This is a genomic window from Listeria booriae (assembly GCF_000766865.1).
GTDB lineage: Bacteria > Bacillota > Bacilli > Lactobacillales > Listeriaceae > Listeria_A > Listeria_A booriae.
On record NZ_JNFA01000023.1, the window covers coordinates 1 to 25,268 of the forward strand.

A 25,268-nucleotide genomic window follows, 5' to 3' on the forward strand; every position below is an offset into this window, starting at 1 on the left:
GGACAACATTGTGCTGGAAGGTCACATCTCGACTATTAGGATAACGAACATAATAAGCCAGACCTGGGTCAGGGTGCCCCATTTTGCGCATCGTAGCGCATATATTGTAATTTTTCCCATCAACCCCATTGATATTATGTCCAATGGTTCTTGTGAGTGTGTTTTCTACTCGCATATTTTCCACTGAGTAACCAATAATACCATCATTCTTCACATTCTCGACCTTCATCGCATGATTAGGCGCAGTAACAGCCGTTGTGCCACGAATCGTGACGTTTTTAGCCAGATCGATTGTTATCCCGCTTCCAGCCATATTTTGGATAGCCACGTCTTCAATGGTCAAATTCTGAAGATAATCCTTCGCTGTTGGTGCTTGGGGATTCGGACCTTCGCCATAGTTTCCTTTGGCTGTGATACCATTTTGGTGGAAAATCATACTAGCTTCTGGGGCTCGAAGCCCATCTAAGGTTAAATTACGTACCACCGTATCATTTGCCATATCAATCATGGCATCATAATACTGTACCTGATCTACAGTTGAAATTGACGTTTTAGCGAAATCACCGATAGCCCGATACAGTGTAGTTTTTCCTTGTCCCTCAAATGTTACCCCATCTATTAACTTTATTTTTTGTTTTAAATACCACTCCCCTGAAGGCAAGCGGATAGTACCACGATGTTGATTTATATCGGGAACTAATTCGCTTACCTTTTCAAGTGCTGCTTCGATGGATGCTTTGTTCACGTCCTTCGCGGCATCTGAATCCCCTGCCATCATTACACAGGAATCCTGTTTTATCAATTCACCTTTGGCATTTAAGATAGAAATAGGCTGTACATTGGCGGATAACACACTTCTGACTTGTTTCGTGACTAACTTCTCTCCTACTACGTTCTGCTGCAAAAATGCCACAATCTGCGTTTCACTGTCACGGTATTGCACCATTTGGTCGCCAGGCTGGAGCCATTTCACCGTGTTTCCTGCTTGTACCTCCCCTTGCGAGCTGGCCACATTCGCGGCGATTTGCTCCCCTTCGGGGGTGTATACCACCAATTGACTCGTTTCTCCCGTTGTCTTTGTCTCTTCTGCCTGAATCGTTTGGGCGAGTGCTTCAAAATGCGCTGTATCCTTTGCCTGTACAGCTGGTATCTCCTCTAATGGCCGAAAATCGGTCACTTGGTTCCCTGTCAGCCGTAGTGTTTGTAATTGCGTCAACCCTTGTAACGCTTGCACCGATGTAATCCGATTCATGGAGAGATCCAAGCTCTGTAACTGCGTGAGCTTCGCTAAGGGGTTAGGTCTTGGATGAATTCGTTTCGCAAGGTCAAATGCTCTAAGTTTTTCATCGATGCCAATGGTTCTAGCTGTTGAATCCGCCCCCCTTCATCCCCTTCCGCATGCAGGGTTTTTAAGTGGGACAACTGTTGAATGCCCGTCAAATCTGTTATCGGCCTTTCGGGGGTATCTACTAAGATGGTGATCGTCGCTAATTGCTCCGCAGACACAGGCGATTCTAAGTTGACTCGTTCGGGAAATAATGTTTTTTCTGGATATAACTCTAGATACACAGCGTGTGCCAAGTTTGGATCTGGAAATCGCTCCTGAAAGGTCATCCCTACCTCCGCTTGCGTCACTGCCTCGATGGGGTGCTGATCTTCTAGCCAGCTCTCTGCTGGGCTGAATAATAAGGTCCCGAGGCACATACCATAACTTGCTTTTTGGATCCATGTTCTTTTCTTTGACATACATTTAGCTCCTTTTACGCTTGCTTGATGGATAACGAAGGAGTAGCCAAGTGCCTACTAGCAACAAGGTGAATCCCCATCCGATGGAATGCGTGGTGCGCTCTCCTAACGAGGGCAGGGTCGGTCCTGGCACCACCGGCACCACCGATGGACTTGCTTCGGAGGACACTTGCGTCGGTAAAGGAACAGATGGTGTTCTTGTATCCTCTGTCACGGGAGATGGTAGGGAAGGCTTCGGTGGTGTGGTGGGCTCCTCCTCTACTGGATCCATCGCTTCGATGGGCTCGTCTGGGGCATAGACAAAGCACACCGTTTGCGCGGATGGACCGAAGATTCCCGTTGCGTTCGCTGGGTGTTCGGAGACATGGTAACCTGAAATCACTTTGGCTTTCGCGTGGTACGTATCCCCTGCGTTCCCATACAGGAGATCTTCTTCCGCTATGGCTTTCCCTTGTGCATCCACATGTTGTACCGTGACGGGTTGTGCTACTGGCAACGCTTGTTTGGTATAGATAAAACGGACGGTTTGCGCCACGGCTTGGAAAGTCCCTGCGTGATTGCTTGGCAGGTTCGTCAGTTGATAGCCTGGAATTGTTTTAGCTTCGGCTTGATATGGAGCACCAAATACCCCGGTCAGGGTTTCCTCTTGTGTTAAGGCTTGCCCTTGGTCATCGACATACTGTACCGTGACGGGTTGCGCCATAGGTGGGGCTGTCTCTTGCGCATAGATAAAGGTTACCGTTTGCGCTTCTGTACCAAAAGTGCCCGTTTGGTTGGCTGGTGTCGTGACAAGGCGGTATCCTGCAATAGCCTTGGCTTGGGCTTCATACGTATCCCCTATAGCTCCTCTTAATACTTCTTCCGGTGCTACGACCTTCCCTTCGATATCTAGATGACGCACTGTGACCGCTTGGCTGACAGGGACAGCTTCCTTGGTGTAGACAAACGTCACCGTTTGCGCTTCGGTGCTGAAAGTCCCCACCCGATTCGCTGGTTCTTCGGTGAGTTGATAGCCGTTAATCGTTTTGGCTTGGGCTTCATACGCTTCGCCCAGTACTCCCGTTAGACGTTCCTCTGGCGCTAAAACTTCGCCTTGATCATCCACATAACGGACGGTGACGGGTTGAACGGTTGCTTTGGCAGGAAGCACTCGCTGCTTAAAGTCTACTCTTATATAACGACTATAATCAGTGGCTCCTACAGGCCGCTGTGTAAAGGTCACACTTCCAACTGTACCCTGTTTTGTCCAAATAACATGATTATTTTGGTATGCGTCCAATCCCTGCCATTTATCATCCAAGTAAACAGAACCATATGCCACCTGCTGTCCAGTAGGATCAAACGCCTGCATAAAGACCGGTTCCCCGACATAGGCATCCGGGAGTTGCACTTCTCCTCGTAATTCCCATGTATTACTTGCATCCTGAATTAGCGGTAAGTGTTGCAACGGTCTAAAATCACTGACACTCGCATTCAAATACAACTTCTTGAGGTTCGTCAGCTGACGAAAAGGAGCCAAACTCTGAATGTTATTTCCCGAATCCAAACTGATATATTCCAGTTTGGTTAATCCCGCAATCGGACTCGCATCTGTGATGTTGTTGTCACTTAAATATAAATACCTGAGATTGGTTAAGTTTGTTATTCCCGAAATATCTTGCACTTTACTCCTTACGATGGAGAGCTCTTCTAGTTTATCTAGACCGGCTAATAAATCTAGATTTTCTACGAAACCGCTCCATACACCATCTCCAATGTATAGCCGCTTTAAATTGTGCAGGTATTGGACACCTTCAATCTTTCGCATCGGATTCTCTGTAATACCCCAATTTTCCGTGATTTTCGTCACCTGATTGAGCTTTTCTTGCGTCACTGGACGATCTAACGAATAATCATCTAGATTTAGTAACCACGCACTCCAATCGAAATCTCCTGTCTCTGCAGCGACCGTCATTGCTAATTTTGAATCTGGAAAAAGCGAACGATAGGTACTATTGGCTGGAATGGTTGGTTTTGTATTTGTTGCTTTGGGTGTCGTCAGCGTCTTGGCTTCTACGGTATATGCGGACGAATTTTTGGGAACGTATGTGACAATGCCACTCCCTAACAACACGCCTGTCAGCCCTATGTGAACCCACCTTCGGTATTGCTTTCTTCTTTGATATGCTAGCATAGTATGATTTCCTCCTTTTATTGGTGATGAAAATATCCTCATCCCGATTCTGCTTCATTATTGTATCTGTTTTCACATGTAATTGCTGTATATAAAATATGACATTCCTTCTCAAAAAGCCAACAAAGAGAGCGCTATCATTTAATTCGTTTGGTGCAAACTGGCCAAAGTGGCTTTTTTAAGGAAATCGGCCACCACATCCCCAACAAAAAAAGACACAAGTTGTGTGCCTCTTTTTTCGTTTATGCGAATAATATGTAACGAGAATATACCACAATGCCATTGTGTCAGATTCGTTAAATGTGCCTTTACGATAATTTCAGATAAAAGATAATCAAAATATCTCAGAGATTCTTAAACGCTCTTCGATGAGTAACTTATGTATTAAATTCTTCTCTTTTACTTTATTATCAATCGATTCTCCATAGATGTGTAGCATTTTTTGCACAGCTATCGATTGAACGTATACTAATAAAGTAGACAGTAAAGTTAAATGTTATGCTGTTTTCAAGTAGACACAAAAACGAAAGGAAGTGGAACGATGTCTGGTTACAAAAATCTAGATAACCATCTAATCAGTTTTCACTGAAATGAATGGCTATCTAGACTACTTTTAGAACTTATTTCACCAATACCCAGACAATCGAAGCATCCGGGCGTTCGCCGCGAATCCACCATTTAGCTTGGTAGTTTTTTCCGTTATATGTGACTTTGTCGCCACCGTTGTAAGCTTTTGTGCTGTTCCAGTCGGCAATGCCTCCGCCGATTTGTTCCCACGCGTCGCTTTCGCTTGGTTTATTGCCAAGTGTCCACCATTTCGCACGGTATTGTTGGTTGTCGTAAGTCACCATGTCGCCAGCCACATAAATGCGTGTGGATGACCATGTGCCTGTTGGGATGACTTCTGCTGGTTTTGTTTTGGCTGCTAGTAAATTACTTGCGTCAGAACGGTTGCCGGATGTGTCTACGGCATAAACAAGATAGTTATATGTTGTATCGCTCTTTAGGCTGATATCTTGGAACATAACGCCTGTTTGTGTTTTGATTTTGACACCATCTCGGTAAATTTCGTAATAGGCTACGCCGATATTATCTGATGAGGCTTGCCAGCAAAGGTCAATCGTATTAGATGATTGAGCATGAGTCATCAGCATTTTTGGTGCGGTTGGTTTTTCTGTGTCAGCTGCTGGTTTGACTGCTGTTTTTGCTTGAATGCTGTTGCTCCATTCCGAGCGGTTGCCTGCAAAATCTTTGGCACGAACGGTATAAGTGTATGTCGTGTTTTCTGCTAAGTTCGTGTCTTGGTAGGTTGGTGTTGTTGATTCGCCGATAAATTTGCCATCGCGGTAGATTTCGTAAGATGAGACGCCTTTATTGTCTGTTGATGCTTGCCATTTTAGAGATACAGAGTTAAATGTTTGTGCGGTTGTTTCTAGTTGTGCTGGTTTTGTCGGTGCTTCTGTATCGGGAACGGAACTTCCGCCGCTAATATTCGCATCGATTACTTGGTAGAATGCGTTGCCAGTATCGGCAATTTCCCATACGCCTAAAATAACATGGTAGCCTGTGTGGTCAGCTGGAATTGTGATTTCTTGGGATGTTTTTGCTGCTGGTGCTGTGCCATCTGCTTGAATTTTAGTGATGAGTTGTAGCTGGTCACGTGTGAGTGGTTTGTTAGGGTCCCAACCGTTTTTCGTGATGTAGTAGCTCCAACTGCTTGTTTTATGTGGTGCTGTTAGTGTCCATTCGATGGTTGTTTTGCCACTTTGAATGTCGACTTTTGACCAGCGATTTTGTGTTTGTTCGTCTAGTAGGCTGTATTTGCCGCCACCTGCGATTTGACCGTCAAGTGGTCCTTTTTCTGGGAAACCTTTTGGTGCTTCGATGCTTTGTGGTTCCCATTGTGCTGATCCTACGTTTGTGTTAATGCCTTGATTTGCTAAATAAACACGGCTTGCTGGCTTTGAGATATAGCCGTGCGCTGACGCTTGTCCTTGAAAAACAAGCATCGAAATAGCTACTGTTGACGCAAAACCTGCGACTTTAATCCAATTTTTCATATATGTTACCTCCATTATTTTTTCTCCCCCATGGCTCTATTGTACTGGAAATTAGCCAATTTGAGTAGCTGGATAATCGCAAAAAAACACGGGAAACGAGTCCTATCAAGGCTTTTCGATGATATATGTTATTTTGTTCACAGAGCTGTACAAAAAATCGCAAGTAAGCGTTATCATTTACTATTTGTACGCAAAAAAGAAGCTGCGCGAGGCAACTCCTTATTTATCTTTTCCCATTACTAAGTTTCCAGCGTAAATCTCTTCCAGGGCTTTCCCAACTTCTTTATGTGATTGGAAATCTTCTAGCGTGCCTGGATCGTGGTCTTTTTGCATTTGGCGGGCACGACGAGCGGCTACCGTTACTAATGAGTATTTTGAATCAATAACTAACAACAGATTATCAATTGATGGATATAACATTTATTCCAACTCCTCTAACATTTTTTCATACTTGTGAACAACGCGTTCGATTTTTAGGTGTTCTGTTTGGACGATTCCCTTAATTTTTTGAACGGCATTATCTACTATATCATTAACGACGGCATAATCATAGGAGTTCATCATTTCAATTTCTTTACGGGCCTCAGTCATGCGCTCTTCAACAACGTCCATCGACTCTGTGCCACGCCCAATAATGCGGTTTTTCAGCTCGCTTAAGTCTGGTGGGGTCAGGAAAATAAAGATTCCATCTGGCATTGCTTGACGCACTTGCAACGCGCCTTGAACCTCGATTTCTAAGAAAACATCTTTTCCGTCTGCCAAAATTTCTTCCACGTAATCTAGTGGTGTTCCGTAATAGTTGCCGACATATTGCGCGTATTCTAGCATTTTCCCATCTTGAATCGCTTGCTCGAATTGTTCTTTCGTGCGGAAATAATAGTCCACACCGTCCACTTCGCCTTCGCGGGGCTTTCTTGTTGTCATCGAAATGGAATATTCAAATGAAGTGGTTGGGTCGTCAAATACAGCTTTGCGCACTGTTCCCTTACCAACTCCAGAAGGACCAGATAAAACAATGAGAAGTCCTCGATCTGTCATGATTGCGTTCCTCTTTTCTAAATTAGCATACTGCTTGAAAAATCACTCTACATTTTGAATTTGTTCGCGCATTTTTTCAAGTGTTGTCTTTAATTCTACCACACGATTCGTAATTTCCAAATGGCTAGCCTTGGAACCGATCGTATTTACTTCGCGATTCATCTCCTGAATCAGAAAATCGAGCTTCCGACCAATTGGCTCGTTTCGTAAAATAATGTGTGAAAACTGCTTCATATGGCTTCCTAAACGTTCGATTTCTTCGTTAATATCGGATTTCTCTAGCATAATCGCGATTTCTGATAGCACAAGCGCCTTATCAAAATCTTCGCCGACATAACTTAGCAAGCGGTTCTCCAATTTCGTGCGATAGGTGGTTTCCATTTCTGGTATGTAGGTCTGGATGGCTTCTAAAAGCTCGGCTACGGTGTCTAAATGGTGTTTGAAGTGCAGTGCTAGTTCGTTGCCTTCTGCTTCACGCATTTCGTCTAGACGCTTCGTTGCAGCAAGTGTTGCTTCTAGTAGCAAATGTTCTAACTCCGAATCTGGCTCGCTACTTTCGACAATTTCTAAGAAACGCGGATCAAGGAGTAGTTCTTGAATATTTAACGCGTCTTCCATTTGGTAACGCTGCGTTGCTTGGCGCATAAAACGGATATATTCATCGGCCAAATCCCAATTGACGACCAGCTTTTCTTTTGTTGCTTTGTTGCCTTCAATCGTAATCGCGCATTCGACGCGTCCTCGTTTTATTTGTTCGGCAATGCTTTTTTTCAGTTTACTTTCTAAATAGGCAAATACCCGCGGCATCCGAAAAAGCGTCTCCAAATAGCGGTGATTTACGGCCTTTAATTCTACGGTTACTTTGAAATTCTCTGATTGCTTCCCTGCTCGCCCGAATCCAGTCATACTTTTTACCATCTCAACCAGCCTCTCGCATTACAATTTCACTTTTCCATTATATCAAAAAGTCGCAAAGAATACAGCTAAAATGAGGAATATAGCGCAAGTTTTATACTTCTTGTGGTACAATGAAAGAAAAAAGAGGAGAAATAGGTATATGAAGCGAAATGGAATGATTTTTGGGATTGTTTTTGTGGCTATTTTTGCGCTTTCTTTCTTGTTGCGATTCGTAGTGCCGACGCCAACAGAGGACTTCATAATTTCGGTCGATAATTATAGTGGGAGCAAGTCTTCGGAGATTACGGTGAGCAATGCTGGGACGACAATTGCAACGATTCCTGGGCTATCAAACGAGGAGTCAAAAGAGATTCGCAAAAAGCCGGTGGATTTGAAGCCTGGCGGATTAACGATCAGTTATGTGGACAAAAATGGGAAGAAACATGAGAGCAATATGGATTTACCTGATGTCGATTCGACGCTAAATAGCACGTTATATATTAGTTTTGAAAGTATTAAAAAAGACGGCACGATGAATATGGCTATTACGTATTCGCACGGCAATGTGTCTGTGAGTAGCCAAGAGTAAACTATTTTTTTAAAGGACTGAAACAAGCAAATGGCATTTGATACAATGTTTTTAAGAGCAATGACAGAAGAATTAACGGAGCAGTGCGAGACGGGGCGGATTATGAAAATTCACCAACCGTTTGCGCATGAATTAGTTTTGCATATTCGTAAAAATCGGGAGAATCAGCGGATTTTGATTTCGGCTCATCCGAGTTATGCGCGCATTCAGCTCACAAAAGAGACGATGGAAAACCCTGCGCAGCCGCCGATGTTTTGTATGTTATTACGCAAATACATGGAAGGTGCGATTATTGAGTCGATTCGCCAAGTCGAAAATGACCGGATTTTGATTTTTGGGGTTCGTGGGAAAGATGAGATTGGTGAGACGCGGTTTTGTGATTTGTATGTGGAAATTATGGGACGGCACAGTAATATCGTGTTGGTAGACCGTGAGAAAGAGACGATTGTGGATTGTATTAAGCACGTGTCGCCTGCTTTTAATAGTTACCGGACGCTGTTGCCTGGTGCGCCTTATATTTTACCGCCTTCTTCGGACAAATTAGATCCGTGGACGGTAACAGAAGATGCGTTACTAGCAAAATTAGATTTTAATGCTGGCAAAATGGCGAAGCAAGTCGTTGGCGCGGTGGCTGGTTTTAGTCCATTGTTAGCAAATGAAGTGATCGCGCGGGCCGGTATGGTAAATCGCGATACGTTGCCAAAAGCGTTTTTTAGTGTGATGGCGGATTGCGCGAAGCCTGCCGTACCTAATCTTTTTGTGAAAAATGCGAAGGAAGATTTTTATTTTATGCAGCTGGCGGATACGGAAATGACGGCGGAGTTGCCTTCGCTGAGCGCTTTGTTGGACCGATTTTATAGTGGGAAGGCGACGCGGGACCGAGTGCATCAGATTGCGCATGATTTGGAACGTTTGCTAGCCAATGAATTGGACCGGGATCGTTTGAAAATTGAGAAGTTGGAGCAGACGCTTGTTGATACGGAGCGCGCCGATGAATTTCGCATTTTTGGCGAGTTGCTAACGGCGAATTTGCATCTTGTTTCGCGTGGTATGACGGAGATTGCGGTGCAGAATTTTTACGATGAGGATATGGGAATGGTGACGATTCCGCTGGATATTCGTAAGTCCCCTGCCCAGAACGCGCAGTTTTTGTTTAATAAATATCAGAAATTGAAGAAAGCGGTTCGGTTTGTGGAGGAGCAAATGCGCTTGACGACGGAGGAAATTGCTTATTTGGAGACGGTGCAACAGCAATTAGAAGATGCTTCGCCGGAGGATGTCGAGGAAATTCGTGTGGAGCTTGCAGAACAAGGCTACATCAAGTATAAACAGAAAAAAGGAAGCCGAAAACCGAATCAAAATCCGACATTGGAAAAATATACGTCGAGCACAGGATTGCCAATTCTGGTCGGTAAAAATAATAAGCAAAATGATTATTTGACGAATAAATTCGCGCGAAATTCGGATCTTTGGTTCCATGTGAAAGACTTACCTGGGTCGCATGTTGTGATTCAAGATGCGAATCCAGATGAGGCTTCGATTGTGGAGGCGGCGATGATTGCGGCGTTTTATTCGAAAGCGCGATTGTCTGGTTCGGTCCCAGTGGACGCGACGCTTATCAAACATGTGAAAAAACCGAGCGGTGCCAAACCGGGTTATGTGACGTATGATAATCAGACGACGTATTTTGTGACGCCGGATGAAGAGACAGTACAGAAGTTAAGAAATTAGAAATACGCCACCAGAGCTGTGATGCTTTGATGGCGTGTTTTTTATTTTAGCTGGGCTAGTATATGTTTTTCTAATGCTGTTCGTTTTGCTATGGCCGCTATATTTGTTTCGCCTATGCAACTGAAATAGATTTTGCATTTTGGTTCGGTGCCGGATGGGCGAATGCAAAACCATGAGCCGTCTGCTAAGTAGAATTTTAAAACGTCTGATTTTGGCAAGACTAATTCGATGCCTTCGCCTGTTTTGTAGTCTTCTTTTCGCACAACATCGGGGTGAACAGAGTCAGCCAGTCGCATTTGTTGCATCATTTCTTGGATTCGCGCCACGCCTTGTTCGCCTTTTGCGGTGATGGTGTGGAGCGATTCTGCGAAATAGCCGAATGTTTCGTAGATTTCTTGCAAGCCTTCGTATAGTGTTTTCCCTTGTTTTTTCAGTGCTAGTGCCACTTCTGCTGTTAAAAGTGCGGCCTGAATTGCGTCTTTATCGCGAACGAAAGGCTTGACGAGATAGCCATAACTTTCTTCATAGCCAAACAAAAAGTGGGCAGCTTGCGTTGTTTCCCATTCGGCGATTTTTTCGCCGATAAATTTGAAACCAGTCAGTGTATTGTAGGTTTTCACGCCGTATTTCGTGGCAATTTTCTCACCTAGGTCACTCGTTACGATTGTTTTTATGAGCGCACTGTTTGGCGGGATTTCTGGTTGTGTCACCAAATAATGAAGTAGCAACGCGCCTAATTGATTTCCTGTTAAAATTTGATACTCGCCGTTTTCGTTTTTCACAGCGACACCAATTCTGTCTGCGTCAGGATCTGTTGCCATCAAAATATCTGCTCCATCACTTGCTTTTATCGCCAGTTCGAACGCTTCGTGGTCTTCGGGATTTGGCGAAGTCACCGTTGGAAAAGCACCGTCTGGCCTAGCTTGCTCCGCTACAACATGTATATTTGTAAAACCTGCTTGCTTCAAACTGCCCAAAACAAGGCGTTCTCCCGTTCCGTGAAGCGGCGTGTAAACAATTTGCAATTCGGCGCCGTTTTGTTGCGTCAATTCAGGATTTTGCGTCACGGTTTGCACTTGCTCCAAATATGCCGTATCCGCTTCTGCCCCAATGTATTCAAGTAACTCGTCTTGAAATAACGCCTGTTCATCCCCGACTGGAATCGCAAATAAATCCGTCACCGTTTCCAAGTAGTTCGTGATTTTAGCCGCCACTTCCAGCGTGATTTGGCAACCGTCCGCGCCGTACACTTTAAAACCGTTGTATTCCGCAGGATTATGGCTTGCCGTGATAACAATTCCCGCTGCTGCCTGCCATTTCCGTACGATAAACGATAGTTCTGGCGTTGGTCGCAACGCATCCGATAAATAAACCTTAATCCCCGTAGCACCAAGTGTTTTCGCCGCTTCAAGCGCAAATTCCGCCGAAAAATGACGCGAATCATAGGCAATCGCCACACCATCATTTTGCCGTCCTTGCTCCAAAATATACGCCGCCACGCCACTCGTCACCCAGCGAATCATGTATTTATTCATCCGATTCGTCCCGCAACCAAGCTCGCCGCGCATACCGCCAGTTCCAAATTCCAAATAGCGATAAAAATGTTCACGTCTTAATTCGTCGTTTGATAATTCCGTCAATTTCTCCTGAAGCGCCGCATCATCTGCCGACGCCACGCTCCATTTCTGCCAATTTTCCTGCCAAGTCATCGGCTTTCATCCTCTAATTGCTGCAAAATCTCCGCCACACTCAGCTCACAACAAGCCATCGACGTATCCGCAACACCGTAATACATTTTAATCACGTCGCCTTCCACAATCGTACCGCAGCCAAAAACAACATCCCCAAAGAAGCCATTTTTCTCATAGTCTGCCTCAGGTTCTAAAATCGGCGTTTCCGTTCTTGCCAGCACTTTCATCGGATCATTTAAATCCAGCAAAACTGCGCCCATACAATAACGATGGTCTTTCGTCGCGCCGTGGTACAATTCCAGCCAGCCTTTTTCCGTCTTGATTGGTACAGCACCGCCACCAATACGCCCGCTATCCCAAGCGCCTTCCCGAATGCCTAGCAAATGACGATGATCGCCCCAACTATGTAAATCAGGCGAAGATGCAATCCAAATATCCAAATTCCCAATGCTTTTCAGGCTCGGACGGTGCAGTGCATAATACTTCCCGTTCACCTTCTCTGGAAAAATCAATACATCTTTATTCTCCGGTGCAAAAATATTTCCCTCATACTTGTAATCCACAAAATCAGTCGTTGAAATCATCGCATCAGCAACGCCCATCTCAGAAACCGCACTAAAGTTCACATAGTAAACATCTCCAATTTGCGTCACACGCGCGTCTTCAATCCCAAACGTCTGATATTCATTAAACGGATACAAAAACGGTTTTTCATCAATCGTGAAATGATGCCCATCCTTGCTTCGCGCAATCCGAATGTACGAAAGCGACGTCAAATACGCAAACCCTTCTAGCTTATCCTTCGTCCGAATCATCCGCGGATCTTCAAAATCATACGTCGGATCATCCAAGCGAAACTCCAAAATATCTAATTCCTTCGTCTCCATATTGAAAACAGGCGCTTTCACAATATTCGGGTCCTCACTGATTGGCTTTTCCGCCACACGCAACAACAATAACGTCTCATCTTGATATTTTGCAACGCCCGCATTAAACGCACCTAACACCTCAAAATCTGGGCGATGCGGTACCACATCAGCCGGCGTAATTAATGGATTTTCCTCATAACGATACACATTTAACATTTTCCTATCTCCCTATCCTTCAAATTTCACAAATGGGTCACGAATCACACGTTTTTGCGCATCCGCATCACTTATCCCAACATACAAATCAGCCGTTCCATCCGGTTTGCGAACTAAACCGCCACTAAAAACAACATCCACTAAATCAGGACGCTTCGTAGGCCCATCCAAAAAGTCCGCGCGTTCCGAAATAATGGTCATCGGCACCACAATCTCACTTGTCGCAGGATCAACGACGCAAACCGCCGCATAATAATGCCGATCCCCAGCACTATCAAAATTAGCAATGTGCCCTAAGACGCCAAGTTGGCCATTTTTCAAAAGATGGATTTCATTAGCGCCGCCCCACTCCTCGTCTGCAAAATGAGGTGCCAAAAGAGGCGCTTCCTCCACACACGCGACCGTTAGTTCTGCCAAATTTTTCACAAGACAAAAACCAATTTTGCCACGTCCGCCTTTTTCGCCTTGAGGTCTCGTAAACACGGCAATTTCACCACTTGCTAGTTGTTTCAAACGCAAGTCTTTCATCCCAACTGGCCCTTGGAAAACTAAAGTGAGCTCTGTAAGCGACGTTCCGCGATATAGACACGTTCGCCACGCCAATTTCTCCGGGTCTTCGGCGCTCGGAAACACTTCCACGCCACCGATAATCCATGCATTATCAATCCGCGTCACAAATGGATCTTGTAACGCCAATTCCGTCGTATTTTCCAACAGAACCCACGCATCATCCTGTTTTTCAAAAAAGCCAATATGCGCCATTTCACTATCCCGCGCCTCGATACGCCCAGCAATCACTTCCGTCCCGTTCACAACAAACGGCGCCGTAATGTTATACACATCCTGATCGAGAGCCCCAACAAAACGCAGCCGTTCCACAGCCGTCGCCTCATTTTTCGCTCGATATTCCTTCAATAACTCCGCAATCCCTTTCATTGTTCACCCACCTTAAAAATTACTGCCGCATTTTCCGGCAACTTCACTGTTTCAGCATCAAAAACAATCGACTGATTCGCCAAAATTTCCGTCAAGTTTCCCCAACGATTCTCCATTTCGCGCGCCTCACCAAAGTTCAAGCACACCAAATAATCACCGCGAACATACATCAAAAGCGCTCCGTCCACATCAAAAGCACGATAACCCGGTTCACAAAAATCCGCGGTCTTCCGAAGCGCAATCAATGCTTGATAAAACGTAAACATCCGGCGCCCCCGTTCAAAATCAGGCGGCACTTCACCAATCCACGCAACCCCTTGCGAAAACCCTTCCGGCCACCACATTGGCGCCCGCGCTTTATCTCGCGTCTTATCCTGCGCAACTCGCAATGCCTCATCAGCTGGCCGTCCCGCTTCCAGTTCCAAATCATATGCATAAATCCCCTGCACATCCCGCATCGCATCCACCGAATCCGGCACAAAATCCGCCATCCCCAGTTCCTCGCCAAAATACACAAACGGAACACCATGCGCCGTCAACATCAGCATCGCAAGCATCTGCGCCACATCTTCGCGCCCGTCCGCCAAACGATTCCAAGACCGACTCATATCATGACTTCCAAAGAACAACGTCGGCATCCGACCATCCGCATAAACTTCCTGCATCCGCGAAAGCTCCGCCACAATCCCGTCCCGACTCGCGACACTACCAAAGTTAAAATTAAACGTCACATCAAGCCCGTCAGTTCCCGCATATTTTTCAATGTCCGAAAGCTTATCCGAACTAATCTCACCAACCGTAAAATAATCACCTTTCCCGCGAATATAAGCGCCAATTTCCGCCATTTTCGCATCCATTCCCGGCTGATCCTTATCAAAAATATGCACTTGCTCACCGTTCGCATCCACCGGATTATCCGGAAAATTCCGAGTCAGCGTCAAATTATTAATCACATCGAGCCGAAACCCGTCCAGCCCCTTATCCAACCAAAAATCAAAGACGTTCCAAATCTCGCGCACCACTTCCTCGTTACGCCAATTCAAATCGACCTGCTCCTTCGCAAAACTGTGGTAATAATACTGTTCCGACGACGCGTCCCATTCCCAAGCCGGGCCTCCAAAAAACGACTCCCAATTATTCGGCGTATCCTGCCAAACAAACCAATCACGCTTCGGACTATCCCGCGCGAGACGTGCTTCCTTGAACCACGCATGTTCTGTCGACACATGATTCACAACCATATCCGCAATGACCCGAATCCCGTACGCATGCGCCTCGGCAATAAACGCCTCCAAGTCCGCCATCGTTCCAAAATCCGCATCCACCGCATAATAATCACTCACATCATAGCCATTATCCACTTTTGGCGAAGGATAAAACGGCGTTAACCAAACACCACCAATCCCAAGCTCGGCCAAATAAGGAATTTTCTCACGCAACCCTTTAAAATCACCGATCCCGTCGTCATTACCATCCTTAAATGACGGCATATAAATCTCATAAAAAACCGTTTCTTGCCACCATTTCACCATGTTGCTAAACTCCTTACTTCAATGTAAACTGCATACCTTCTTGGAATTTTTTCGAGAAGAATAAGAACAAAATAATGAGCGGTAAAGTCAGAACAACCGACGCCGCATACATCGGACCAGGATACGTTGCATAAGGTCCAAACATTTGCGATATCAACACGTTCAGCGTCACCGTACTATCACTTTTTGACACAATTAAATCCCACAACAGATTCGTCCAACGATCCGTAAATAAGAACAAGAAGATAACCGTGCTAATCGATTTCGACATCGGCAACACAATACGGAACAAAATTTTCATATCCCCCGCGCCATCCAATTTCGCCGCCTCAATAAGCGTATCTGGAATCGCCTTAAAAAAGTTCGTATACATGAAAATCGCCCACATACTAAGCATTGTCGGAATAATCATCCCCGCATACGTATCCAATAAACCAACATTCGTAATCATCAAAAACTGCGGAATCAACAAAATAATCGCCGGGAAAAACATTTGGAACAAAATCGCATTATTCACAAACGCCTTACCTTTAAAATTAATTTTTGCTAATGCGTACGCAACCATGATGGCAAATAACAACATCAATCCCGTCGCAATCGTCGCCACAATAATCGTGTTTATAAACGCTTGAATCCAAGGTGCCGGAGCCGCTGTTGTCGCATTACCGAACAACCAACTCCAAGACCGCAATGTGAACTCTGTCGGAATTACTTTTCGATCGACTTGATCCCACGCTGCGAATGAATTGAGCACGAGATAAATAAACGGATAAATCATTACTAATAAAAGCAATGTTGTCAACGTGTAACGTACCGCCATGCCCCACTTACTTTTACGACCAACCATTTCTCTCGCCCCATTTCTCTAGTCCTTTTTTAATAACGCCAATCGACGCGAATGTCACAACGGCTGCCATCAACGAAATCGCAGAAGCATAACCGGATTTCAAGTTCACAAACGCCTGATTATAAATTTCCATTTGCCACGTATTTGTCGCAAAGTTCGGTCCACCACCAGTTAATTGATACACCTCGGTGAAAATCCCAAAACTGACCCCTACTGCCAAAACAATGACTGTAAATAGCGCAGGGTACATCATCGGCACCGTTACTTTCCAGAATGTTCGGAATCGTCCAGAGCCATCCATTGCTGCCGCTTCATAAATTTCCTCGTTAATGCTCGATAATCCAGAAATCAAAATCAGGGCGTAATATCCTGACATTTTCCAGGCAATCATCAGTGAAATTACAAATAGCGAAGTCATCGGCGTCCCTAACCAATCAATATTCCAGCCAAAATGATCTCGTAAGAAAATGTTCAGCGGACTATTGTAAGAAAGCAAGCCCTTCACGATTAACGACGTAACAACGCCAGAAGATAAGTACGGCAAGAAAAATGCAACTAAGTATAAGCCTTTAAATCTCGGCAATCCATTGACTAAAACCGCCACGACCATTGATAAAATAAGCGCTAACGGTACAAAAACAATCAAGAATTTATACGTCACCCAAAACGATGCCTTCACCGCTGGGCTCGCAAATGCTTTTGTAAAATTTTCAAAGCCAACAAAATTAATATCTGGGCTCATCATGTTCCAATCCGTCACAGAAAGCCAGATTGCCCAAACGAGCGGGATTAGAAAGAAGATTAGTGTGAAGATAATATAGGGGCTGGTAAAAGACCAGCCCAATTTGTTGTTTAGCTTCTTCATTTCTGAAGCACCCCATCCTCCGCTTTCTTCATATCGTTCCAAGCTTTCGTAGGTTTCTTCTCACCACGAACAACTGGGTTCCATGCTTGTTCGCCGATGATTTGTTGAATGTCATTGTAATCTGCGTTATCCATTGCTGGAATCGCATATGGCACGTTTTCTGCATAGATTTTTAGTGCTGGATTTTTTGTGAAGAAGTCTGTGAATGTTGCGTTTTGTGTTGCATCGTCACGTGCTGGAATTAAGTTTGTTGTTTCTAAGAATTTCAAATCATTTTTATCGTTGCTGTAAACGAAATCTAGGAATTTAACCGCCGCTTTTTTCTCTGCATCTTTAGCTTGTGCGTAGAAAACGATCCCTTTTGCGTCCGAATATGTGTTTACATTTTTCGCGTCTTTTAAAGCATCTGGAACTGGCGGTGTGCTAACTGTGTATGTTTCACCATTTTTAAGCTCTGGGAATTTCTCTGCCCAGTTCGGGAATGACCATGGACCAAGATCCGCCATAATACTCGTTCCTGTTTCGAATGGATCTGTTGCTTGACCTGCTAACAATAGTTCATTTTTTTGTAGCTCAGACATGAACGTTAGCATTTCTTTTCCAGCTTTGTCATCTGCTACAAATTTGCCATCTTGTACAAATGGATTACCTTTTGAAGCCGCATTGTATAGCGGGAAGAAGTCAAACCAACGCATCCAAGCTGTTGGATCCGCCAAGTCTGCTTTTGCCCAAATCACTTTGTCTGGATATTTCGCTTTTAGTTTTTTACCAGCAGCGAGTACATCACTATATGTTTTTGGCGTTTCATTCACACCAATTTCTTTCAAAATATCAGTACGCCATGCGAAAAGAATCGGGTTGGAGTAAACTGGGAACACATATTGGTTACCATCCGAGAATTTCCAAGCGTCAAGGCTATCGGTCATTTTACGTTTTTCTGCTACTTCTTTCATGCCGTCGATTTCATTGATTGGCACGATTGCTTTACTGTCCGCCAATTGTGCGGCAAAGCTACGATTTATATTTTCCGAAATAGTTGGTGCTGTTTTCGACGCGATGGCCGCTTGCACCGTTGCTTCAGAAGATGGACTTTCTTTCATTTGCGATACTTCGATTTTAATATCTGGATTTTCTTTCTCAAAAGCTGTTGCCATTTCTCCCCAAAACTTCATTTGTGTTGGATTTGGCGCGGCCCAAAATGTTACCTTCGTCTTGCCATCAGCCGACGCGTCATCTTTACTTCCCGAACCACATCCCGCTAGCAAACTCCCTACTAATGCTACGGATAAAACAGAAAACACCACTTTTTTTAATTTCATCTTTCATGTCCTCCTAGTTAGATCATATTGTAATTTTGTAAGCGCTTGAATTACAATTACATTATTGCATTACTATTTTGTAATGTCAACAATTACTTTTTACATTAACTGCTTTTAAATACTTTAATTGCGGTAATTGCACCATTTACAATAACATTACAAATAACATTACTTTTCAATTGCATTCTGTCGCTAATACTCTTATAATGAAATGAGAGAAAGTCCCATCTAGGAGGAAAATGAATGAAAAAAGTCACAATGCAAGATATCGCAGACGCTTTGCAGATTTCAAAAAACTCGGTATCGCAAGCCTTGGGAAATAAGAATGGTGTCGGGGAACAGACGAAGCGCCTCGTTTTACAAAAAGCAGATGAAATGGGATATCAATACAAAAAAGACGTGATATACACGCCTATCGATAATCAATTTGCGCTGGTGGCAACCGAATTTGCCTTGTCGCAAAAAAGCTTTTTTGGTGAGATTTGTTTGAGTTTGGAACAGGAAATGATGGCACGAGGCTTTTATTTGACGACGCTTGCTGTTGGGCCAGAAGCCATTACAGCGAACCGTTTACCACGTGAATTAGAGGAGAAGAATTGGCGAGGAATCTTTATTTTGTCGCATATTAGTGATGTTTTTGTGAAACAGATTTTGGAATTGGGTGTGCCGTCTGTGATGATTGACCACCATGATCCACACTTACGGACGGATACGATTTTGTCACAGAATAAAGATGGTGCGTTTGTAGCTGTGGAGCACCTGATAGAACTTGGTCATACGCGAATTGGCTTTGTTGGCGATGTTGATTTTTCGCCGAGTTATGAGGAGCGTTTTGAAGGATATTGCAAGGCGATGCGGCATTATAAATTGCCGGTGAATCCGCATTACACGATCACAAGTATACAAGAAGAGCAAGCCGCGCTGTTTCAGGCATTGGAAGGCTTGGAGGAGTGGCCGAGCGCATGGTTTTGTGTGAATTCAGGACTTGGATTTATTTTGAATTCGTATTTTCAGTCGAAGGGATTTGCGATTCCAGAACAGGTGTCGATTGTCTGTTTTGATAATACAGAATTCGCGATTTTAGCACAACCACCGCTAACAACGATGTGTACAGATTTGCGATTTATGGGGAGAAAAGCTGCGGAGACGATGGAATGGCGGTTGCGAAATCCGAGTGCCCCGATTGTAAATGTGGCGATTGGGACGGAGTTGGTTTTGAGGGAGTCGACTGGGAGACTGAAAGATTATTAGTAGAGCATATTATTCTCATAGTAACATATTCTATAGACTTGAAATTCGGTTTTATCCCCTGTGTAGAGAACCGATTTCGAGTCTATAGAACTTTTATAACCAAGTGTTTGTTTTTCAGCTGATTATAATCTGCTCTTTATTCTTTTAATCAATATCTTAAAATCTCATTCCAAATTCAACACAAAAAATCATTGTACAGAATAACTATTTGAATGCTAGCCTATATAAAGTTTGGTATCTCGTTGAGCAAACCCTTTTGGTAGCGTACCGATAATATAGTCAATTCTATCAACCGCCCCTTTTTGAATCTCTAGATTTTCTATGTTCTCCAAACTCCAAACTTTAACTTTTTTTAGTTCATCAACAATTGCTTCCAAATCCTCCGCTTCTATAACTACACCACTTTCAAAAATAGGAACCCACATCAACTGCATATCCTGACTTGCCTTCAACCAATATTTTTTAAAAGCTTCCTCTGTTGCAACTGGTATGAAGAATAGCCTCTCATCATCACTACGTGGTTCATCAACAATAATTCCTATAGACATTATTTATCACCTCCAAAAATTACATCAAAAGAATGATTAGGAAATTCATTTCTTAATTTTTCGATACTTTGCTCAACCGCTTCCCTTAGCTCTGCTGTATCGCCATCTAGTCTAAAGATAAATTTCTTAATCCCTCTAATTTCCTCTATCGTTGGAATTGATTTACTTCCATTCACTGTTGCCCTAGTTGCATCTGCATCTTCTAAGTTTCTAATCCTATTAGCCGTTTTTTGATAAATTTGTTTTTCTGCAAACTGAATAGGCGTCTGAGCAGGTAGTTGTGTTCTGGGATTAAGTACATTTAACCCCTTGGCTTGCTTATCTTCATAAAAAATACCTTTTTCAATATCAATTTCATCGAACTCACCTAATGGCTTACCCTTTGCATCTACTATCTCTATCTCTTTCACTGGTTTTAAAGGCTTGGTAGGTTTTATAGTAGGAACTGCCTCATCAGCCACCACACGGGGCTTAAATATACCAGTAGTCGGAATATCTAACGCACTATTAATTCCACGTGCCGCCCAAGCTCCACCGCCTGCTGATGCCACCATCGCAGCAGCAAATCCAATGCCAGTAGCCCAACCACTTCCAACATATGGTTCAAGTATCGCTGGTAATTTGGCATTGATCGCGAATCCAGCGATTTCTCCAACAGCGGTCCTTGCCATTGCGGTTCCTGCAATTTCTCCGACACCAATTATTTGTCCCACCTTTGCAGCACTTCGATAAGCTAGTGCTCCTGGAATTATAATGGAACTACCTGTCACAGCGATTGTACCAAAAACATTGTAAGCATCTTGATTTCCCATGAAAACAGTATCTCGAAGTGGATTCCAGGCAAATGAATGAGCATCCCCAGCTCTACCATAGTCTACATTCTCGCTACCTTCGTGCACTTCCGAAATACCATACGCCATCGCGCTACCGCCAAAGGCAACAGCTGCAACGACAAGCGGTGTTGCTGCTCCCGCTGTTAAAACGATTGCTGCTCCTCCAATCAGGAATGCTGCTGCACCACCAACAATCTGAAGCCAGCCATTTTTTTCACGCTCTTTTGCTAACTCGGCCTCGTATTCCGCCTGTAATACGTCCCATCGTTCATTTTCTCTACCACTTGCTGCCTCTATCGTTGCACTATTTCCTTGAAAAAACTCACCCGACTTTTTCAGTGCCTCATCTAAGCCAGCAGCACTTGGAAATGAAGCCAAATCTCCAGCTTGATAAGTAGTCACACCTTGAGGCTTGGCTTGATTTTCTTTAATAAGCTGTTGAATTGATAATAGCATACTTTTAAAATTTGTTAAATCATCTTTTTGGTGCTGCTGCTCATAAGTCCCTGTCTTCTCTTTTAGTTTAGTGATGTGTGTGTCAACACCTGAGTAATCTTGCCGTAAAAAATCTGGCTTGACGGAACCATCAGGCAAAATATCTTGTATATTACTGATTGCCGCCACAAAATCAGAATACGTATTTTCAAAACCGGTACTTGAGGTACTAAAAAATGATTTTTTATTGACCAGAAGATCCTCATCGATTTGGGTGTGAAGATCTGAGTCAATTTCTTGATAATAGCCATCTTTATAAAGTAGCAACCGGACTTGATACTCTGCTATCAACTGCTGAATCGAGATAATGAGGGTATAATGCACTTCATTAAGATAATTCTTAATGCTATCAGCGGCATTTCCTTTTAATTGATCCAAGCTTACGATACCTTGTAAACTAGCTTGAATCGTATCTAGTTGCTCCTGATACGAATTTAACTTCTGCCCAGCGTAGGAACTAAAACTCGTGATATCATCATATTTAATTAGGTACGACATCCGAGAACCCCTCTCTCGCTAATGTTTGATCTTTTTCGATTAACGAGTTACCAATCGCTTGAATAGTTTGCAAATCAGCACTAGCAAGACTTTGATACAATCCAATCAATGATTGTAATTCTAAAAGTTGGGCTGTATACTCATCTAAAGCAATTGAGCGAGATGATACATCCGGTAAAACTTCGCAAACTGGTTTATATATCGCATCCACACTGCCTTTAGCAAGTGAAACCGCCATTGCAAATGGAACTTCATTAATTTGAACAATGTTATAAGCCATATTCTTAGCTCCTTTCATCTATGCTTTTTAGCTATGGACTAGCTTCTCGATTTGATTTCCAATATCGTTCACCCTACTTTTGAACCAGCCAAACAATCCGTCTTGATCACTCCGCTCATTTTCTAACTGGGTAATTTTATCGCAAATATCATCATAATATTCATCTAATCGATCGCATAATGTTTTATAATCTGGGTTGAAATTATTTTCAATCATGTTGCGATACGTATTAAATTTTGTTCCTTTCCAAGTCGCAACTTCTTCATTTTGTTTTTCTACTGCATCTTTCAGTGATTTCGCACTTTGCAAAACTTCATCCACTTTTTTCTTAGCTATTTCTAAACGCTCTAGCTTTTCATCTATTGAAGCACTATCACTAAGGCACTGGTCCATCTTAACTTGATTTTTTCTTTGTTCATTTTTTAATTCATCCACACTGGCCACTATCCAGACATCTCCCTACCTAAGTATTTATCAAGCTTAGCGGATCACCTTTAGGAAAAGGGCATTGCTCTACCCATTTAACAATATTATTCTCCATCTCTTCGTTTTCTTTATCTCTGAATCCTTCATGCACGACATCTGCAATATTCTCCTGATTAAAATAAATCAAACTATCACCAATCATTCCTTCTGGGTAAAGACTCGCTCCGTAATCAAAATAATAGGTCTTCTCTCCTACCTTCACCGCAAGTGCCCTAGCAATAATCATGATTTTCTTTGTATTCCCTTCCACAATACAAATACTTCCTAGTGGTAAAAATCTATTTTCTTGTTCCATAAAATAACCTCCATTCAAAATAAAAGACCATGCAATTTCACATGGCCTTATCCTTATTCCAAAGACTATATGTAGCTATGCTAGTCTATGGTGAACTCAGTTCAAGCCGAAATTACGTGCCAAGTTTGCGTCGTTTTCTTGTACAGCATCGGCGGTTTTCGCTAATTGTTGCTCGATTTGGTGCATTAGATCAGAGAAGTTTTTTACTTTTGGTTTTAATTGTTGGAATTGGTCGTCGAATTTACGGAACGCTTCCCCTTCCCATTCTCCGCGTAATTGTTCTTGCAGTTGTTCTAATTCTCTTAAAATTTGATCGATATCATTTCCTTTTGTTCCGTATGTTCTGGAACGGTTACGTAATTCTTCTGGACTCATTCTAATTTGACCTGACATTTACCATTCATCTCCTTATATTTAGTATTTTTATGGAATCTTATCCACAAAATGATTATAGCAAACGCTTTCATATTTGTAAAGCTTTTTGTGGAATAATGAACAAGGTAAATACGAGTTTATATTAACTGATAAATGTCGATATTACTCATTCTGCTTCCCCTTATTTAATGCCTCTACAAGGGCTTCCAGATCAATCTCTGACCCTTCAACTGGTGCCCCCTCCGTATCAATGTCTGTCAAAGCACTAATTATATCACCTATATCTCCCTTTCCTGATGGTTTATAGTATGATAAATATAGACTATTTGGCGATAGATAAGAAGATCCAATAGTCAATCCTGCGTCTATAACTGCTGTAACTGCTTCCTTTACACCTGTTTTCTGAGCCCACCTATCTGCACTTTCTACGTGAGATGACATAGAATAAATATCCCCTAAAGCACATGAATATATTTCACCTGCATCATAATTTTTGCCTTGCTTCCCAGCCTCTATTCTCTTATCCTCGAGTAGCTCTGGAGTGATATACGTGAGTTTATCCTTAGGTAAATATTTACCTATCTCTCGTACATAGATTTGAAGATCTCTATTTGGATAATTAACACCATCTTTTTCAATAACCCAGCGGAACCAAACTTCTCCATTTTCTGGATTAATCATTGGAATAGCATAGACATGGCAGGACTCTAGTTCTTTTTCCATCTCTTTATCAAACATAGTATGGTATACAGCTGTCTTGAGATCATTTAATACAGTATAATTAAATGTTGCAAAATCGTACATACCAGTCGATTCATTAAATTGAACATGGGACATCATTTCACTAAATGTATGAGAAATTATTTTTATTAACTCATCTAGTCTGTCAAAATGCCCCACATGTGTTTGCTCAAAAGCAATAAATTTATTTAAGATATCCTCTCTCTTATACAAATCGACCAAACCGTTTTCTAATTGAAAAATTTGATTTTGATAATATGTTCCCATACCAATTGTTATATTTCTCTGCAAGTTTTCCAAGCTATTTTTATAGCTAAGAATCTGAGCCTCTATAAAAGCTAAACCATCTGTATCAATCACAGCATCCCTCGAATCATCTACTTGAGAATAAAAATGCGTGAGATATATACTTATTTCACGTTCAGCAATATTCATGGCGTCTTCTATTAAGCGAAACACCCCCATATATGATTGATTGTAGTATTCTTTTGCTGCATTAACTGCTTCGCCAGTAATATTACTATCTAAAATAAATTCAAGTAATTTAGTTTTCAAACTGCTTAATTGTGAATGAGTCTCTATGTTACATTGCTCCAATGCTTTTTGATAATTAATAATCTCTTGTACATCAAATTTCGTCATTTGCCATCCCTACCTTCTTCTCCGCCTCAATTCGACATATTTCTCTATTTATTTTTTTCATTTCTTGGTCCAATCTTTCATTTTCTTTTGCAATAAAATGAGTTCCATTTTGTGAGAAACGGTTTCCCTCATCATCCATTTGGTACATGATATGACGCCCTTTTTCTCCTCGCCACGATTCGTGAAGCGCCTCTAATATGTTTCTTTGTTTCTTTTTCAAATCAAATAGTTCATACTCCAATAAATTCAAATCCTGCTTTTTCTTATCAATGCTAAGTTTTTCTTCTTCTAAGCTTTTTAAATTCATTTGGTATA

Annotated in this window: 25 protein-coding genes; 3 read left to right on the top strand and 22 right to left on the bottom strand. The window is 42.8% G+C overall.

Features of this window, described 5'->3' with window-relative positions; genetic code table 11:
- The 7 genes from EP57_RS07885 to EP57_RS07915 all read right to left on the bottom strand — a co-directional run.
- On the bottom strand, positions 1 to 1,252 hold a 1,252-nt coding region (locus EP57_RS07885), incomplete at its 3' end, for a hypothetical protein (protein WP_036085705.1).
- Positions 1,253 to 1,287: 35 nt separating this feature from the next.
- Complete coding sequence (locus EP57_RS07890; protein ID WP_036085706.1) at positions 1,288 to 1,746, bottom strand: hypothetical protein; 459 nt, start codon at positions 1,744 to 1,746, stop codon at positions 1,288 to 1,290.
- A 4-nt stretch (positions 1,747 to 1,750) separates the two neighbouring features.
- The gene (locus EP57_RS16495; RefSeq protein WP_052167609.1) at positions 1,751 to 3,919 is read right to left on the bottom strand and encodes a MucBP domain-containing protein; all 2,169 of its coding nucleotides are present in this window, start codon (positions 3,917 to 3,919) and stop codon (positions 1,751 to 1,753) included.
- A 620-nt stretch (positions 3,920 to 4,539) separates the two neighbouring features.
- Positions 4,540 to 5,979: a lytic polysaccharide monooxygenase gene (locus tag EP57_RS07900; protein WP_052167610.1), complete on the bottom strand. Its 1,440-nt coding sequence runs from the start codon at positions 5,977 to 5,979 to the stop codon at positions 4,540 to 4,542.
- A gap of 219 nt (positions 5,980 to 6,198) precedes the next feature.
- Positions 6,199 to 6,399: a DNA-directed RNA polymerase subunit omega gene (gene rpoZ / locus EP57_RS07905; protein WP_036085708.1), complete on the bottom strand. Its 201-nt coding sequence runs from the start codon at positions 6,397 to 6,399 to the stop codon at positions 6,199 to 6,201.
- Positions 6,400 to 7,017 carry a guanylate kinase gene (gene gmk / locus EP57_RS07910; protein WP_036085709.1) on the bottom strand — a complete coding sequence of 206 codons (618 nt, stop codon included), beginning with the start codon at positions 7,015 to 7,017 and terminating at the stop codon, positions 6,400 to 6,402.
- Between the two features lie 42 nt (positions 7,018 to 7,059).
- Positions 7,060 to 7,935, bottom strand: coding sequence for a YicC/YloC family endoribonuclease (locus tag EP57_RS07915; protein ID WP_036085710.1), 876 nt, complete (start codon positions 7,933 to 7,935; stop codon positions 7,060 to 7,062).
- A 139-nt stretch (positions 7,936 to 8,074) separates the two neighbouring features.
- Between EP57_RS07915 and EP57_RS07920 the strand changes: the two genes are divergently transcribed.
- Both EP57_RS07920 and EP57_RS07925 read left to right on the top strand, forming a co-directional pair.
- Entirely contained in the window at positions 8,075 to 8,503 is a 429-nt protein-coding gene (locus EP57_RS07920) for a hypothetical protein (RefSeq protein WP_036085711.1), read from the top strand.
- Between the two features lie 30 nt (positions 8,504 to 8,533).
- The gene (locus tag EP57_RS07925) at positions 8,534 to 10,234 is read left to right on the top strand and encodes an Rqc2 family fibronectin-binding protein (protein WP_036085712.1); all 1,701 of its coding nucleotides are present in this window, start codon (positions 8,534 to 8,536) and stop codon (positions 10,232 to 10,234) included.
- A 41-nt stretch (positions 10,235 to 10,275) separates the two neighbouring features.
- On the opposite strand, the gene EP57_RS07930 is transcribed toward EP57_RS07925, so the two are convergent.
- From EP57_RS07930 to EP57_RS07960, 7 genes are read right to left on the bottom strand one after another with little or no spacing between them, the layout of a single operon-like run.
- Positions 10,276 to 11,943 (bottom strand): phospho-sugar mutase, encoded by a 1,668-nt coding sequence (locus tag EP57_RS07930; protein WP_036085713.1) that lies wholly within the window; start codon positions 11,941 to 11,943, stop codon positions 10,276 to 10,278.
- Positions 11,940 to 13,010: a BtaManbiosPhlase gene (locus EP57_RS07935; protein WP_036085714.1), complete on the bottom strand. Its 1,071-nt coding sequence runs from the start codon at positions 13,008 to 13,010 to the stop codon at positions 11,940 to 11,942. The genes EP57_RS07930 and EP57_RS07935 overlap by 4 nt, the downstream gene beginning before the upstream one ends.
- 12 nt (positions 13,011 to 13,022) lie before the next feature.
- A complete protein-coding gene (locus tag EP57_RS07940; RefSeq protein WP_036085715.1) occupies positions 13,023 to 13,946 on the bottom strand; it encodes a DUF1861 family protein in 924 nt (307 codons plus the stop codon).
- Positions 13,943 to 15,475, bottom strand: a complete 1,533-nt coding sequence (locus tag EP57_RS07945; RefSeq protein WP_036086167.1) for an alpha-amylase family glycosyl hydrolase — start codon at positions 15,473 to 15,475, stop codon at positions 13,943 to 13,945. The genes EP57_RS07940 and EP57_RS07945 overlap by 4 nt, the downstream gene beginning before the upstream one ends.
- A gap of 16 nt (positions 15,476 to 15,491) precedes the next feature.
- Complete coding sequence (locus tag EP57_RS07950) at positions 15,492 to 16,325, bottom strand: carbohydrate ABC transporter permease (RefSeq protein WP_036085717.1); 834 nt, start codon at positions 16,323 to 16,325, stop codon at positions 15,492 to 15,494.
- Complete coding sequence (locus EP57_RS07955) at positions 16,312 to 17,190, bottom strand: carbohydrate ABC transporter permease (RefSeq protein WP_036085718.1); 879 nt, start codon at positions 17,188 to 17,190, stop codon at positions 16,312 to 16,314. The genes EP57_RS07950 and EP57_RS07955 overlap by 14 nt, the downstream gene beginning before the upstream one ends.
- A complete protein-coding gene (locus tag EP57_RS07960; protein WP_036085719.1) occupies positions 17,187 to 18,509 on the bottom strand; it encodes an ABC transporter substrate-binding protein in 1,323 nt (440 codons plus the stop codon). Before EP57_RS07960 ends, EP57_RS07955 begins: the two co-directional genes overlap by 4 nt.
- Positions 18,510 to 18,752: 243 nt before the next feature.
- Here EP57_RS07960 and EP57_RS07965 point away from each other — a divergent pair, with 243 nt between their 5' ends.
- Positions 18,753 to 19,760, top strand: coding sequence for a LacI family DNA-binding transcriptional regulator (locus EP57_RS07965; protein WP_036085721.1), 1,008 nt, complete (start codon positions 18,753 to 18,755; stop codon positions 19,758 to 19,760).
- Between the two features lie 215 nt (positions 19,761 to 19,975).
- Here the strand turns inward: EP57_RS07965 and EP57_RS07970 are convergent, their stop codons facing one another.
- From EP57_RS07970 to EP57_RS08005, 8 genes are all read right to left on the bottom strand, one after another.
- Complete coding sequence (locus EP57_RS07970) at positions 19,976 to 20,308, bottom strand: hypothetical protein (protein ID WP_036085724.1); 333 nt, start codon at positions 20,306 to 20,308, stop codon at positions 19,976 to 19,978.
- Positions 20,308 to 22,134 carry a T7SS effector LXG polymorphic toxin gene (locus EP57_RS16500; protein ID WP_052167611.1) on the bottom strand — a complete coding sequence of 609 codons (1,827 nt, stop codon included), beginning with the start codon at positions 22,132 to 22,134 and terminating at the stop codon, positions 20,308 to 20,310. The genes EP57_RS07970 and EP57_RS16500 overlap by 1 nt, the downstream gene beginning before the upstream one ends.
- Positions 22,118 to 22,414 (bottom strand): hypothetical protein, encoded by a 297-nt coding sequence (locus EP57_RS07980; protein WP_036085725.1) that lies wholly within the window; start codon positions 22,412 to 22,414, stop codon positions 22,118 to 22,120. Before EP57_RS07980 ends, EP57_RS16500 begins: the two co-directional genes overlap by 17 nt.
- A 27-nt stretch (positions 22,415 to 22,441) precedes the next feature.
- On the bottom strand, positions 22,442 to 22,858 hold the full coding sequence (locus EP57_RS07985) for a YwqH-like family protein (RefSeq protein WP_036085726.1): 417 nt from the start codon (positions 22,856 to 22,858) through the stop codon (positions 22,442 to 22,444).
- A gap of 19 nt (positions 22,859 to 22,877) precedes the next feature.
- Positions 22,878 to 23,195, bottom strand: coding sequence for a DUF4176 domain-containing protein (locus EP57_RS07990; protein ID WP_036085727.1), 318 nt, complete (start codon positions 23,193 to 23,195; stop codon positions 22,878 to 22,880).
- 96 nt (positions 23,196 to 23,291) lie between these two features.
- Complete coding sequence (locus EP57_RS07995) at positions 23,292 to 23,588, bottom strand: WXG100 family type VII secretion target (protein WP_036085728.1); 297 nt, start codon at positions 23,586 to 23,588, stop codon at positions 23,292 to 23,294.
- A 144-nt stretch (positions 23,589 to 23,732) separates the two neighbouring features.
- Positions 23,733 to 24,953, bottom strand: coding sequence for a T7SS effector LXG polymorphic toxin (locus EP57_RS08000; protein ID WP_036085729.1), 1,221 nt, complete (start codon positions 24,951 to 24,953; stop codon positions 23,733 to 23,735).
- Complete coding sequence (locus EP57_RS08005; protein ID WP_143812833.1) at positions 24,940 to 25,260, bottom strand: DUF3958 family protein; 321 nt, start codon at positions 25,258 to 25,260, stop codon at positions 24,940 to 24,942. The genes EP57_RS08000 and EP57_RS08005 overlap by 14 nt, the downstream gene beginning before the upstream one ends.
- Between the last annotated feature and the right edge of the window lie 8 nt (positions 25,261 to 25,268).